The sequence below is a fragment of the Streptomyces sp. B6B3 genome (assembly GCF_039871525.1).
GTDB lineage: Bacteria > Actinomycetota > Actinomycetes > Streptomycetales > Streptomycetaceae > Streptomyces.
Map to the genome: position 1 here is coordinate 1 of NZ_JBDPLU010000037.1, position 14,004 is coordinate 14,004.

The 14,004-nt window shown below is 69.8% G+C and carries 8 protein-coding genes; 3 read left to right on the top strand and 5 right to left on the bottom strand.

Annotation, left to right across the window (positions count from 1 at the left end; all coding sequences use genetic code 11):
• Window positions 1-151 precede the first annotated feature (151 nt).
• The 5 genes from ABGB06_RS37595 to ABGB06_RS37615 form a co-directional block, all read right to left on the bottom strand.
• Window positions 152-1,186, bottom strand: coding sequence for a LacI family DNA-binding transcriptional regulator (locus ABGB06_RS37595; protein ID WP_347599539.1), 1,035 nt, complete (start codon window positions 1,184-1,186; stop codon window positions 152-154).
• A 198-nt stretch (window positions 1,187-1,384) separates the two neighbouring features.
• On the bottom strand, window positions 1,385-2,764 hold the full coding sequence (locus ABGB06_RS37600; RefSeq protein WP_347599542.1) for a glycosyl hydrolase: 1,380 nt from the start codon (window positions 2,762-2,764) through the stop codon (window positions 1,385-1,387).
• A gap of 658 nt (window positions 2,765-3,422) precedes the next feature.
• Window positions 3,423-4,472, bottom strand: coding sequence for a LacI family DNA-binding transcriptional regulator (locus tag ABGB06_RS37605; protein WP_347599545.1), 1,050 nt, complete (start codon window positions 4,470-4,472; stop codon window positions 3,423-3,425).
• A 38-nt stretch (window positions 4,473-4,510) separates the two neighbouring features.
• Window positions 4,511-7,141: a family 78 glycoside hydrolase catalytic domain gene (locus ABGB06_RS37610; RefSeq protein ID WP_347599548.1), complete on the bottom strand. Its 2,631-nt coding sequence runs from the start codon at window positions 7,139-7,141 to the stop codon at window positions 4,511-4,513.
• On the bottom strand, window positions 7,131-9,500 hold the full coding sequence (locus ABGB06_RS37615; protein ID WP_347599551.1) for a beta-galactosidase: 2,370 nt from the start codon (window positions 9,498-9,500) through the stop codon (window positions 7,131-7,133). Before ABGB06_RS37615 ends, ABGB06_RS37610 begins: the two co-directional genes overlap by 11 nt.
• A 511-nt stretch (window positions 9,501-10,011) precedes the next feature.
• Here ABGB06_RS37615 and ABGB06_RS37620 point away from each other — a divergent pair.
• Genes ABGB06_RS37620 through ABGB06_RS37630 form a run of 3 tightly spaced genes read left to right on the top strand, consistent with a single transcriptional unit; the run spans window position 10,012 to window position 13,997 of the window.
• Window positions 10,012-11,832: an ABC transporter substrate-binding protein gene (locus tag ABGB06_RS37620; RefSeq protein ID WP_347599554.1), complete on the top strand. Its 1,821-nt coding sequence runs from the start codon at window positions 10,012-10,014 to the stop codon at window positions 11,830-11,832.
• 4 nt (window positions 11,833-11,836) lie between these two features.
• Window positions 11,837-12,829 (top strand): ABC transporter permease, encoded by a 993-nt coding sequence (locus ABGB06_RS37625; protein ID WP_347599557.1) that lies wholly within the window; start codon window positions 11,837-11,839, stop codon window positions 12,827-12,829.
• A gap of 10 nt (window positions 12,830-12,839) precedes the next feature.
• Window positions 12,840-13,997 (top strand): ABC transporter permease, encoded by a 1,158-nt coding sequence (locus ABGB06_RS37630; protein ID WP_347599560.1) that lies wholly within the window; start codon window positions 12,840-12,842, stop codon window positions 13,995-13,997.
• Window positions 13,998-14,004: the final 7 nt, after the last annotated feature.

A 14,004-nucleotide genomic window follows, 5' to 3' on the forward strand; every position in this document is an offset into this window, starting at 1 on the left:
CAGCGGGCCGGGAGAACTCAGGAGTCCATCCGGCGCCCACGCGGCCACCGCGAAACCCGTCTACATCAGTCAATCCAGCGGCCCCTGACGAGGTCGGCCTGGAACCGCCTACTCACGAATTAGGAGCCCGCCAGGCGGGCGGCGGGCCTCCTCACTCCCGCGGCGCCCGCGTGGAGTCGCGGACGACCAACTCGGGTCTGAAGAGCAACTGCTGATGCGTGTGAGCGGAGCGGTACTCGGAGAGCAGCAGATCCGCGGCCGCGTGCCCGAGCTGATAGGTAGGCTGCCGAACGGTGGTCAGGCTCGGGGAGAGTTCGGCCGCGAAGTCCACGTCGTCATAGCCGACGACGGACATCTCCGAGGGCACGCGGATGCCATGCTGCCTAAGGCCCCGAAGAAGCGCCAGCGCGGTGTCGTCGTTGAAACAGATGACACCCGTGGGGCGCTCCTCGCGCGCCAGGATGCCGGCCATCGCCTCGGAGGCGACGACGGCGGCGGCGGCCGGCGTGACGCGCACCTCCATCAGGGCGGTGGCCGGGTCCAGGCCGGCGGACCGCAGGGCCTTGTCGATGCCCTTGGCACGGTCACTGATGCTGGGCACCGTCTTCTCCGCGCGTATGTAGGCAAGCCGCCGGTGGCCGAGACCGAGCAGGTGCTGAGCGGCCAGCTCGCCGCCCGCGACGTTGTCGACGCTGGCGGCGCAGAGGTCGGTGTGGTCGCGTTCGCGGTCCAACAGCACGATGGGGGTGCCGCGCCCGCGGACCTTCAGCAGACGTTCCAGTCCGACGCTCACCGGGCTGACCATGATGCCGCCGACATCCTGTTCCTGGAGGATGTGCAGGTAGCGGGCCTCGCGCTCACTCTGCGCGTCCGTGCTGCACTGGATCAGGACGCATCCGGCTTCGGCCAGGCGGTCCTCCATGCCACGGGCCAGCGCCGCGTAGAAGGGGTTGGCGGTGTTGGGCACGATGCAGCCGATCACCCGACTGCGGGCACCGCGGAGTTGCCTGGCCGCGCTGTTGCGCACGTAGCCGACCTGCTCCATCGCCTCCTCGACCCGCCGCCGGGTCGACGCGAGCACGCGGTGTGGATTGTTCAGCACGTTGCTGACGGTGGACATCGACACGCCCGCTGCCGCGGCGACCTGCCGGATGCTGGCCCGACGGATACCCTCGCCCGCCTGCACTGGATCTCTCCTCCTCGCCCTCCGCCGCAGGTGTGGCACGCGGCAGCGCGATCAGCCTAGCCGACGGTGGCCACGATTCCCCCTGCCCACGGGGGCCGCGGCCCGCCCGGCCCGGCACGGTGGCGTGTGTGCGGCCCCCTGCCCGGCTCGGGGCAGGGGGCCGCACACGTCGCCCACCGATCGGCCGTACGCCGGTGGTCAGCCGAAGTCGGGCAGTTCGTCGCGGGTGATGACGTAGGCGTGGTTGTAGACGTACCGCAGGTGGCTGGTGGAGTTGCTCACCGTCAGGTGGTTGCCGTGCCAGGTGTTGAACAGCACCCACCTGGCCCCGGAGGACTGCAGCCGCGCCGGATCGGGGATCGGGCCGTTCTCGTGCAGGGCGATCGGCCGGGAGGGCCCGACGACGGCGTACGTCCGGTCGAACATCGCCTTCAGGGGGTCGTAGTTGCCGTCACCGGCGTAGGTGTCGGCGCCGCCGATGTCCACGTACTGGCTGCCGGGGTAGAAGGCGCTGTTGGGCTCGCCGTTGAAGCCGTGCAGCCAGATGAGGTTGTCCAGGCCCTTGACGTTGGTCATGTAGTCGTAGGTGAAGCGCCACAGCCGGTTGTACTGGCTGCCGCCCTCCATGCTCCACCAGAACCAGGTGCCACCGGCCTCGTGATAGGGCCGCCAGATCACGGCCGCACCGGCGTTCTCCAACTGCTGGAGCTGGGCCGAGACGCCGTCCAGACGGCTGATGAACGACTGGTACTCGGCCGTGCCGGGGGTCAGTACCCGGTTGATGTCGACCCGCTGGCGGGAGCCGTCGTAGCCGTCGGGGAAGGTGGGAGCGCCCATGTGGTAGCCGACCATGGGGATGCCGCCCGCGTTCCACCAGGCGATGGCCCGCGAGGCGAAGTCGGGGGAGTCACCGCGGTCCAGACTGCGGATCGCGGGGTACCTGCCGGTGTTGTTGTAGATGTGGTTCATCTCGTACTCCGGTCCGCCGATCCAGGTCGATTCCTGCTGGCCGGAGAGGATGTGGTTGCCGTACTGGCTGCGGATGTAGCACAGCACCGCACGGGCTTGAGGAGTGGCGTCGGGATTGACGGGCGATACGGTGCAGTCGCCCGGCGTGCCGCCACCGCCGACCGTCCACCGTTGGTTGGCCTGGCCGTTGCAGCCCCACAGGGCGACGCGGGTGCTGTTGGCGGTTGCCCCGCCGACCACGTCCACACACAGGCCGGATTGTTCGCTCAGGATGCTTCCGTCGCCGCGCAGGGTGAAGCGCTGGTTGGCCTGCCCGTTGCAGTTCCAGATGACCAGCTGTGTGCCGGCCGCGGTACCGCCGTTCACCGCGTCCAGGCAGCGGGTGCCGCCGAACGTGCGCAGTGAGCCGCCCACGAACTCCCATTGCTGGTTGGCCTGGCTGTTGCAGTCGTAGATGCCGACCTCGGTGCCGGGCGTCTGGCTGTTGCCGACGACGTCCAGGCAGCGGCCGGAGGCCGCGCTGACGAGCGTGGCCGGCGCGGCGCTGGCCGGCGCGGCACTGACCAGACTCAGGAGCATCGTCAGGGCCGCCATCGCGGCCCCGGCCAAGGACAGCCTCCCACGGCCGGTACGAGGGCCTCTTGTTGACCGTCTTCGTTCTCGTGCAGGCGTGCCAGAAGTCATCGTGTCTCCTTGGACGGGGGGGAAATGCGGCTCATCGGGGCCGCCTCGGAGCGGGCAGGCGAGAGGTATTGCAACGTTGCAAGCGTAGCGACATGACCCGTTCCTGACAATGAAGGAGACGTGTCCGGCCCGACCTGCCCCACCTACCTGCCGGACTCGGGATGCATGGGACCACCACGCCAGCACCGCGCTGGGCCTGCCTCCGACGACAGCGTCTGTTCGTCGACGACGATCCGGACCTGGTCGCCGCGGCGATCCGGCTCGGCTCCGCGGGGCGCGCGCTGTGTCGGGACTCGGCCGTCTCGGCCGTGCCCTCCGTCACCTCCCTGACCCGACCGCTGGACCTCGACCACCAGCGCGAGGACGTCGCCGGCTCCCCAGGCACCCGCTGGACTACCTCCGGATGTCCTCAGTCGACCTCGCGCTCCTTGGCGCCGCGCAGGCCTTGTGCTGCACGCTGGAGTTCTTCGGCCCTGATCGGGTGCTGTTCGGCTCGCAGGCAACGTGCGTCGCCTGGCCGGCCCTCGCCCGGGGACGTAGCGGCGTCAGTGACACAGGGGAGTCATCTGCTGCCGGATCCGCGTCACGCGGAGGCGCGGACGATGAGTTCGGTGTCGACCCAGACCGTGCGCGGCGGTTCGCCGCGTATTCCGGCGGCCAGCTGCCTGACCATTTCCCTGGCCACGGCTGTGACGGACTGGCGCACCGTGGTGAGCGGGGGCGAGACGCGCTGGGCGATGGCCGAGTCGTCGAACCCGGCCACGGCGATGTCGTCGGGAATGCGGAGTTGCGCCTGCTTGATCACGTCGATGGCTCCCTCGGCGAGCAGATCGGACGTGGCGAAAACCGCGTCCAGCCCTGGGGCCTGGGCGAGGAGTTGCAGCATGGCGTTCGCGCCGGCCTGTCGGGAGTACTCGCCGGCCTCCACCAGCCACTCGGGCCGGGTGATCCCGTCGGCCGCCTCGGTGAACGCCTGGACACGAGCCTGCGCCCCGACGGTGTTCAGGTGGCCCGCGATGACCCCGACGCGCCGGTAGCCGCGGGTGCGGAAGTGCCGGCCGAGATCTGCCGCACCGCTCCGGTCGTTCGTGGCCACGAACGGCAGTGGATCGCCGTGGACGAAGGGCCGGCCGCAGACGATCACGGGCACCGGCTGCGTCCGCAGCAGAGCGATCAGGTCGTCCGCCTGCTCCTCGCGAGGAGAAACGAACAGGACGCCGTCGACGTGGCCGCCGCACACGAAGCGGGCGGCGCGGTGCCGTTCGGCGGCCGTCCCGGCGGTGAGCAGGATGAGTGCGTGGTCCTGCCTGGCCAGTTCCTCGGAGGCGACCTGGAGCAGCACCGCGTAGTTGGGGTCCTCGAAGAGGTGGGTGGGGGCGGTACCGAGGATGAAGGCGATGTTGCCGGTGCGTCGGGTGGCGAGGGAGCGAGCGGTGGCGTTGGCGACGAAGCCGATGTCCGTCATTGCCTGGTGTACTCGGGCACGGGTCGAAGGGCTCACCCAGTCCCGGCCGTTGAGCACACGGGAAACGGTGCCTTTCGAGACGCCGGCGGCACGGGCGACGTCGGCGATGGTGGGCGCGGTGCCGCGTCGCCTCGGGCGTGGCTTCGTGTAGCCCTCGGGGTCTGCCATGTTTCCCGTCCGTCGGCGCCGAGATGGTCGTCGCGCGGTCATCCTGCTGAGCGGAGCGCCGCCGCGTCCTGGAACGGGATCCGCACCCTTCCCCCGCTGAGGTCGACGTTCGGACGGTTACCAGGCGAGACGAGGTTACCCGGGAGCCGCAGCGTGCCGGTGACACCGGCCGGGAGTTCGACCTCGACCGCGGCGTCCGGACCCGTGGCCCAGGCGACGGTGACCAGACCCTGTGGCGAGTCGAACGTGGCCCGTGCGGCCCCGACACCGGCGAGGAAACGGGGTTGGATCGCGACCCGCCGCCAGCCGACGGAGTCGGGTGCCTGGCGTAGGCCCACGACGTCACCCAGGATCCATTCGTCGATCATGCCGAGCATGAAGTGGTTCTGCGAACCCTGTCCGGCAGGTCCGGCCGGGCCCTGCCAGGACTCGGTGAGCGCGGTCACCCCCGAGGCGATCTGATGCCCGTATCCCGGTCCGTCGACGCGCCGGATCATCTCGTTGAGCAGATCCGCGTGGCCGTTGTCGGTGAGGGCGCGGATCAGGGCGGGCAGTGTGTTCTCGCCCACGGTGATGTGCCCCTGGGCGGCCTCCACGGAGGCCAGCAGCCCGGCGAAGGAGCATGCGTACTCGTGGGTGCTGAGTGTCTGCGAGGCGAGGCCCAGTGCGAAGCTGCCCTGGCTGCCGCTGCCCCAGGTTCCGGTCGCGGCGTCGTGGAAGCGCCGCCGGAGTGCACGGCGCACGGCGGTTTCGTGCGCCAGGAGTTCCGTGGTCCTGTCGTTTTCCCCGAGGACGGTGGCGATCCGGGCGGCGGTGCCGACGGCGTCGGCGTAGCCGGAGGTGGCGACCAACGCGCGAGGGGTGGAACGGTCCAGGGCGATCCAGTCTCCCAGGCCATGGTCGAGCAGGTGGCCGCTGGCCCGGCTGCCGAGATACCCCAGGTAGCGCTGGATCGCCGGCCAGACCGCCCGCAGCACCTCCTCGTCCCCGTAGGTCCGGTACAGCCGCCAGGGCACTTCGATGAGAGCCCGGCCCCAGTTGGGGTCGTCGCGGAAGGCGGTCCGGTCGCCGTCGACCTCATCGATGTCGAAGACGACGTATTCCGGGGCGATGCTCGGCACCAGACCGCTGTCCGTCTGCGCGTCGATCATCTGCAGCACAGCGTCGGTGAGGTGGGCCTGGACGTCGTAGTTGCGCGCTAGGACCTCGAAGTTGAGGTAGAGCTGTTCGAGCCAGCCGAGTTTCTCCCGATGCGGACAGTCGGTGAAGACACTGGACATGTTGCTCTGCACCGCTCTGTCGATGACACGGTGGAGCGCCGCGAGGAAGTGGTCATCCGTGGTGAACGATCCGACCCTCTCGTTGCCGGCCCGCAGCACCTCAAAGCGCATCCGGGCCGCCTCGTCGGCCGACAGACCCTTCGCCTGGACGTATCGGCATCCGTGGTAGCCGAAGCGCGGATGCCACTGGGCATTGTCGCCGTCGGTCGTGTAGCTGTCCCAGGTCGGCCCGCCTGTCGTCGACTGGTCCGCACGGCCGTCGTCGGTGAGTAGTTCCGACGGCGTGAGGGTGATGGTGCGCCCCGCCGGGGCCGGGTCGACGCGGAGCACGGGCCAGCCGGCCGCGTTGACACCGAAGTCGACCACGGTCGCCCCGTCCGGAAGCCGTGTCACCGCGGTCGGGGCGAGCGTTTCGGTGACCGTCACCGCAGGGCTTCGCCGCCACCAGGGGCTGGCCTGCGGGGCCGGAAGCGGCGCCGCCGGGACCCAGGAGGACGTGTCGAATCCGGGTTCGTCCCAGCCCGGGGCGAGGACACGGGCGTCGTGATCCTCGCCGCCGTACCAGTGCCCGACCGTGGTGCCGCCGAGTGTGGCCAGCCACTGCGGGCCTGTGCCCACGCACACCGAGCCGCCGTCCGCCGTCACGATTTCCAGCTGGGCCAGGACCTGGGGCCGCAGGACATCCCGGGTGAGTTTGGTGTACCGGCCGGGGATCGGCTCGATGAACGCGGTGCCCGTTCCGAGCTGGAGGGCTAGGACGTTCACGCCCGGGCGGAGTGCGCGGGTCACGTCCCATGCGCTGGCCGGGAGCCGTTTGCTCTGGCTGGAGTGGCCGGGTTCGAGACGGCCCGCGATGGCGTCCGTGCCGTTCAGCGACGGCACGACGACACCGGCTCCGGTCAGGTAGAGGCGTGCCGAGCGTACTGGCGCGTCGAGGCGGAAATCGTGGCGCAGGACCGGCAGCGCCGCAGGCGGCGGTGTGCCGGGCCCCGCGGCCCAGGCGGGGTGCGTGATCCAGCGGGCGCGCCAGTCCTCGGTATTCCACAACGGTGCCTCCACCACCGCGGGAGGGCTCCATGGGCCGGCCCGGTCCTCGGTGTCGACCGCCCGCAGTCGCCACCAGCGCCGCTCCCGGCTGGCCAGGGGATCGGTCGGCCAGGGCAGCCGTGCCAGGCTGGTGAAGGGGAAGGAGAACCGGCCGACGTCGGGCTGCTCTGTGATCAGCAGCTCCCGGGTGCTGGCGAGTTCGAGATGAACGGCGGCGGGCACGCGATCGGTGGCGCGGAGCTTCCAGCTCAGGACCGGGCGAGGGCTCGCCACCCCGACCGGATCGGTGCGTCCGTCCGCGTGCAGTGCGTAGACCCGGAGCGCGGGGCGGTCAGCGGCCATGAGGGGAGAGGCTCCCGATTCGGGTGAGGACCAGCGGCGTCGCGGCCAGCGAGGTGAGCAGATCGGCGTCGTGCGGCTGCTGGCCGAGCCCCGGCACGGTGAACGTCTGGGGACCGGCGGGGCGTGGGAGCAGCCACAGCTCGAAGCGGCTTCCGTCCCGCAGCCGGGCATGGGGGATGCGGACGCGCCAGGGCTGGCCGTGCCAGAACTGGTCGGCGACGACGTCTCCGTCGACGAGGAACCAGCCCACGTCGCCGTTCCAGATGATGGTGAGTTTCACGTCCTCGGGCGCGTCGGGCGCGTCGAGGGCCACGTCGTAGCGTGCCGCGTAGGTCTCCATGTCCTCGGCGGTCGGGGCACTGGCCCTGCGGTGCGGGCCGCCGCGCCGAGCCGGCGGGAGCCCGGGCGAGACCCGGCTGCGGGTTGCGCCGGGTGTCACCGGGGGGCACTGTGCGGGCAGCTGCTCGGCGTCCCAGCGGGGCGGGCCGGCCGCCGTCGGCGGATGCGGCGCTGACAGGGGCGGAAGGAGCTTCGGGGCGACGGTCCTGCTGCCGTCGCGCTCGATCCACGCCCCCGCCGGGTCGGTGATGACCTTGTCGCCGGTGAGGACGAGATGGTCGTGGCCCCGCAGCGTGACGACGGACAGGCGACGGGCCTGGTCGGCGCCGAGCACTCGCAGATCGAGCTCAGAACCGTCTGGCGACCGGATGGTGGTGACCGACTCAAGGCCCGGGGCGACCTCGTGGACGACCGCGGGCCCTCGCCCGCCCGGTGCGGCCGCATCGGAGAGGGTGACGGCCAGCAACGCGGGGATGCCGGGACTGGCCGCGAACACGTGCGTCCTGCGCCCCGCGAGCACCACGTCGGCCACGGGCTGGACCGTCGCCCACTCAAGCCGGACCGCGTCGCTGAGTGGCAGGCGAATCGGCCAGATCCCGTAGGCGTGGGGCGGGATGGTGAGGGGCCGGTCCGGAAAGGACACCTCGTCGCCGTCCGGCAGAGCCAGGGTGAAGGTGACGCCGGTCCTGCCGGGCAGGCTCGTCCGCGGCTCGTGATTGTTGAAGAAAAGGAAGCCGCGGACACCGTCGGACCGCAGCCCCCAGCGCAGCCGCCGGTGGCTGTAGGGGGCGTCGGTGTCGGGCGGCACCAGAGGCAGGGGCGCCAGCAGGTGCCCGTAGTACCGGGCGAAGAGGTTGATCAGCCGAAGTTCCCCGAGGCTGGGGTGGGGATGGCCGGTCTCGCCGAAGGGGGCCTGGAAGTCGTAGCACAGCACCGGCACGTCGTTGGGGTAGCCCGTCGCGTGCGACTCCTGCAGCCCGGGAGAGCCGCCCTCGGCCGGGTTCGTGCCGCCGTGGAACATGTAGTAGCCCAGCCAGTTGGCACCGCTGCCGAGCTTCGTGGTCGCCAGCGCACCGATGTCGCGGGGGTCCACGACCGGGCGCCGGTGGTAGGACTGGGACATGCCGGCGCCCAGCTCGCAGGTGAGGAACGGGAACCGGGCGGCGTCGTCGTCGACGCCGGCAGGGGTGTGAGGGCGTAGGTCGGCGCCGATCCCGTCGTCGTTGCGGGCGGGGGAGAAGTAGTAGTGCATGAGGCAACCGGGGGGCAGACCCGTCTCTGCCTCCTCCCATGCGGCCTCCGGGTAGCCGCCGAACATGGGTATGAGTTCGTCGCCGGGCAGGTCGACTCCACCCCACCCGGTGACCGTCCATAGCCGCGTGGTCATGCCGGCGCCCTGGGCGATCCGCTTCAGGGCCAGCAGATGCGGTGCGTCGCCCGGAAGTTCGTTGTCGATCTGGATGCTCACCACGGGGCCGCCGTCATCGGCGTAGAGGCCGACAAGTTGGTCGGCGATGTCCCGGTACCAGGCCGTGACGTCCGCGAGATAGGCCGGGGCGTTGGTCCGCACCCCGGCGCCGTGCCGGGTGACGATCCAGTCGGGCAGTCCTCCGTAGCGGGCTTCGGCATGGACGAAGGGGCCGATCCGGACGGCGACCACAAGGCCCGCGTCAGCCGCTTGACATACGAACCGCCGCAGGTCGTAGCGGCCCTGGAAGCACGGCGGGCCTTCGGCGGACTGGTGGTGGTTCCAGAACACGTAGCTGGATACGCCGGTGAGCCCGGCCGTGGCCATGGCCCGTAGCTCGCGCTCCCACAGGTCCGCGCGGTAGCGGCTGTAGTGGAACTCGCCGAAGGTGGGCAGCCAGGGCCGCCCGTCACGGGCTACGTATCGGTCGAACACGCGGAAGCGCTCGTCCTGCCGGGCGTCGGGGAGAGCCAGCGGCACCGCGGGAACGGGGCGGGGTACCCGGATGCGCAGCGGGTCGTTGACCGTGGTCGTCGGCTCAAGGCCTGTCATGTGAGGGATGTCCTTAGGGGTTCGATGTCCTGCGCCGTCCGCTGCCGTCGTGCGGTCAGTATGCTTAAACCGGTTTTAGCACCCTGTCAACGGTGGACGGGCCTGCGGACCGGGCTCGAATGCCCATATCGATGGGTAATGTCCGATTGATTCGCCAACGAAGTGACTCGCGGGTTTCGTTCACGGCTCTTGACGTGGACTCCGGCGCGGCGTAACACTCCGGGTTCAAACAGATTTCCACGACATCGAACGCGTCTGGGCGCGACGGCGTCCTCGCTCTCGGCGTTGTGAATCGTTTCAATAGGTCCTGGCTCGCCCGTCGTCCGGGCCGAGGTGCGGCACCGGAATCGGAGGGGCAGACATGACGGATCGGAGAACGGTCCTGCGGTGGGGAGGCGCCGCGGCGGCGACGTTGGCCGCGGGCGGCCTGAGCGGTTGCGGGGCTCTCTCGCTCGAGCCCGATGTGCCGCAGACGCCTGTTCAGCGTGGGCCGAAGGGCCCCGAGGCGCCCATGCTCGCGGAACGCGTCGCCGCCGGCGACCTGCCTCCGGTGGGCGAGCGGCTGCCGGAGCGCCCGACGGTGGTCGAGCCCGTCGAGGGGATCGGCCGCTACGGCGGTACGTTCCGGTCCGCGATGATCGGCGCCATCTCGATCTACCAGGCCTACACCCACACCGCGTACGACGCGCTGATGATGTGGGACCCCGAGTGGACCCGGCCCATGCCGGATCTCGCGCGGAGCGTCGAGGTCGGCGACGGCGGACGACGGTTCACCTTCCGGCTGCGGCCCGGTACCCGCTGGTCGGACGGGCACCCATTCACGGCCGATGACATCCTCTTCGCCTACCACGACGTGATGAGCAACCCGGACCTGATGGGTGCTCCTCCGCCGTTCATGCTGAGCGAGGGCGCCCCGGCCGAGTTGGAGAAGCTGGACGACCACACCTTCCAGTGGACCTTCGCCCAGCCGAACGGGCTGCTCCTGTCGTCCCTGGCCTCGCCCGAAGGCTATGTGTTCACCCTTTACCCCAAGCACCATCTGTCCCGCTACCACGCCGACTACAACCCCGATGTCGCCGCTGAGGCGGAGGAGGCCGGCTTCGCGAGCTGGGGCAACTACTTCTTCTCCAAGGTGGGCCAGGGCTACTGGGATCTGCCGCGCTGGCAGAACCCGGATCTGCCCACGCTGAGTGCCTGGTGTGTGACGAGCCCTTTCGGTACAGGGGCCCAGGTCGTGCTGGAGCGCAACCCGTACTACTGGAAGGTCGATCCGGAGGGCAGCCAACTGCCCTACATCGACCGCGTGACGTTCGATGTCGTCGGCGACCCGGAGGTCATGCTCATCAAGGCCGCCAACGGGGAGGTGGAGTTCCCGCAGTCCGACATCTACACCATCCGCAACAAGCCGGTCCTGGCCGCCGGCCGCGAGCGGGGCGGCTACCACTTCGTCGACGCGGTCACCGCGGAGATGAACCAGATCTCCATCTGCCTCAACCAGAACACCAAGGACGCCGGCCTTCGGGAGATCTTCGCCCTGAAGGACTTCCGCGTGGCGCTGTCGCACGCCATCAACCGTGAGGAGATCATCACCGCGGTGTTCCAGCGCCAGGGGGAGCCATGGCAGCTCGCTCCCCGGCGGGAATCGCCCTTCTTCGACGAGCAGATGGCCAAGCAGTACACCGAGTACGACCCGGCCAGGGCCGAGGAACTGCTGGATGCGGCAGGGCTGCGGCGGTCGGGTTCAGGGACCCGGCGCTCCGCCGCGGGCCGGGCCCTCCGCTTCGAGATCGCGGTGGTCACCCAGCAGCCCGACCAGGCCAACACACTGGACCTCATCGCCGGCTACTGGCGCCGGATCGGGGTCGACATGCGGGTGCGCGTCATGGACCGCTCGCTGTTCTACCAGCTCAAGGGCGTCAACGAGCTGGACGTGACGGCGCGGACCGCCGGCGGAGGGCTCCTGGACGCCCTGTACGACCCGAGGCTCTTCTTCCCCTTCAACGACGAGGCGAGCTGGGCACCGCTGTGGGCCACCTGGTACCTGACCGGCGGTGCGGAGGGCGAGGAACCACCCCGTTCGGTGCGCCGCCAGATGGAGATCTACGACCGCATCCGGACCACGCTGGACCCGGAACGGCAGTACACGCTGTTGCGGGACATCCTGGCCATCGCCAGGGACGACTTCTACAACTTCGGCGTCGCCCTGCCAGCCCGGGCCTACACGATCATCAGCGACCGGCTGCGGAACTTCCCGGCGGACTACCCGGTGTCGTTCTACTACCCCACGCCCGGCCCGATGCGGCCCGAGCAGTTCTACTACGAGGAGGCGTGAGGGCATGCTCGGATATCTGCTGCGCCGCGTCCTGTACATGATCCCCGTGCTGTTCGGGATCTCCGTGGTGGCCTTCTGGATCATCCAGCTGCCACCGGGCGACTACCTGACCACCTACGTCCAGGGGCTCACCCAGTCCGGACAGGCGGTCAGCCAGGCCCAGGTCGACGCACTCAGCGAACGTTACGGCCTGGGCGACCCCTTCGTCGTCCAGTACGGGAAGTGGATGAGCAACATCCTGCTCCACGGAGACTTCGGCACCTCCTTCGAGTGGAACCAGCCGGTGTCCGAGCTGCTGGCCGACCGGCTGCCGGCCACAGTGATCCTGGCGGTCGCGACCCTGCTGTTCACCTGGATCGTCGCACTGCCCATCGGCGTCTACTCCGCGGTCCGGCAGTACTCGGTCGGGGACTACCTGGTCACCTTCATCGGCTTCCTCGGCCTCGCCATCCCCAGTTTCATGCTGGCCCTGATCCTGATCTGGCTTGGCGCCACCTTCTTCGACCAGCCCGTCGGCGGACTGTTCTCCGCCGAGTTCGCCGACGCGGGATGGAACCTCGGCAAGCTGCTGGACCTGCTGCAGCACCTCTGGGTCCCGGTCATCGTGCTGGGCGCCTCCGGGACGGCCGGCCTCATCCGGATCATGCGGGCCAACCTGCTGGACGAACTCCGCCGGCCCTACGTCGTCGCCGCCCGCGCGCGCGGCGTTCCGGAGCGGAAACTGCTGCTGAAGTATCCACTGCGGGTCGCACTCAACCCCTTCTTCTCCACCATCGGGTGGGTCCTCCCCGGTCTGGTCTCCGGCGAGGTCATCGTGGCCCAGGTGCTCGCTCTGCCCACCACCGGGCCGCTGCTCGTGCGCGCCCTGACCAGCCAGGACATGTTCCTGGCCGGCTCGATCATTCTCATCGTGAGCACGCTGACCGTGGTCGGCACGCTCATCTCGGACATCGCGCTCGCCTGGCTGGACCCACGAGTCCGCTACGGGCTGGCGTGAGGAGGCCTCGATGACCATCACCGGACGAATCCTCCGCAGGCGCACGCCGACCGAAACCCCGGCCCCGGACGCCGAGCACCTGGCGGCCGTCCCGCAGCGCGCGCTGGTGTGGCGGGCGTTCCGCCGCCACCGACTGGCCATGGCCGGGCTCGTGGTCACCGGCCTGTTCTACCTCGTGGCGCTCTTCGGCAGCTTCCTCGCCCCATTCTCCAGCGACTACCGCAACGCCCCCCACACCTACGCCCCGCCCCAGCAACTCCACTTCTTCTCCCGCGACGAAGACGGGGACATCGACCTGGGCCTGTACGTGAACGGCCTCGAGAGCGAGCAGGACCCCGAGACCTTCGAGATCACGTGGACGGAGGACGAGGACACCCGCATCCCGGTGCACCTGTTCGTCCGCGGTGAGCCCTACAACTTCCTGGGGCTGTTCGAGACGGACATTCATCTCATCGGTCCCGCAGACCCTGATCAGCCCATGTTCCTGCTCGGTTCCGACAGCACCGGACGCGACGTGCTCTCGCTGATCATCCACGGGGCGAAGATCTCGCTGTCCATCGGTCTGCTCGGCGTGGCCGTGGCGTTCCTCATCGGGGTCACGCTGGGCGGCATCTCCGGCTACGTCGGCGGCAAGACCGACACCGTCATCCAGCGCATCGTCGAGTTCTTCATGTCCATCCCCACCCTGCCGCTGTGGCTCGGGCTCGCTGCTGCCCTCCCCGGGAACTGGGATGCGCTGCAACGCTACTTCGCCATCACCGTCATCGTCTCCATCATCGGTTGGACCGACCTCGCGCGGGTGGTTCGTGGGCGCTTCCTGTCCCTGAGACAGGAGGAGTTCGTCACCGCCGCCCGGCTGGACGGCTCGTCGGCACCACGGGTGATCTTCCGACACATGCTGCCGTCGTTCAGCAGCCATCTCATCGCGTCGCTCACCCTGTCCATCCCCGGCATGATCCTCGCCGAGACCGCGCTGTCCTTCCTCGGCCTGGGGATACAGGCTCCCGAGGTCAGCTGGGGAGCCCTGCTGCAGGAGGCGCAGAACGTCCGCGCCGTCTCCACCGCACCGTGGTTGCTCTTCCCAGGCGTCGCCGTCGTGATCGTCGTCCTCTCCATGAACTTCCTCGGCGACGGGTTGCGCGACGCCGCCGACCCGTACCGCACATGACCACGCG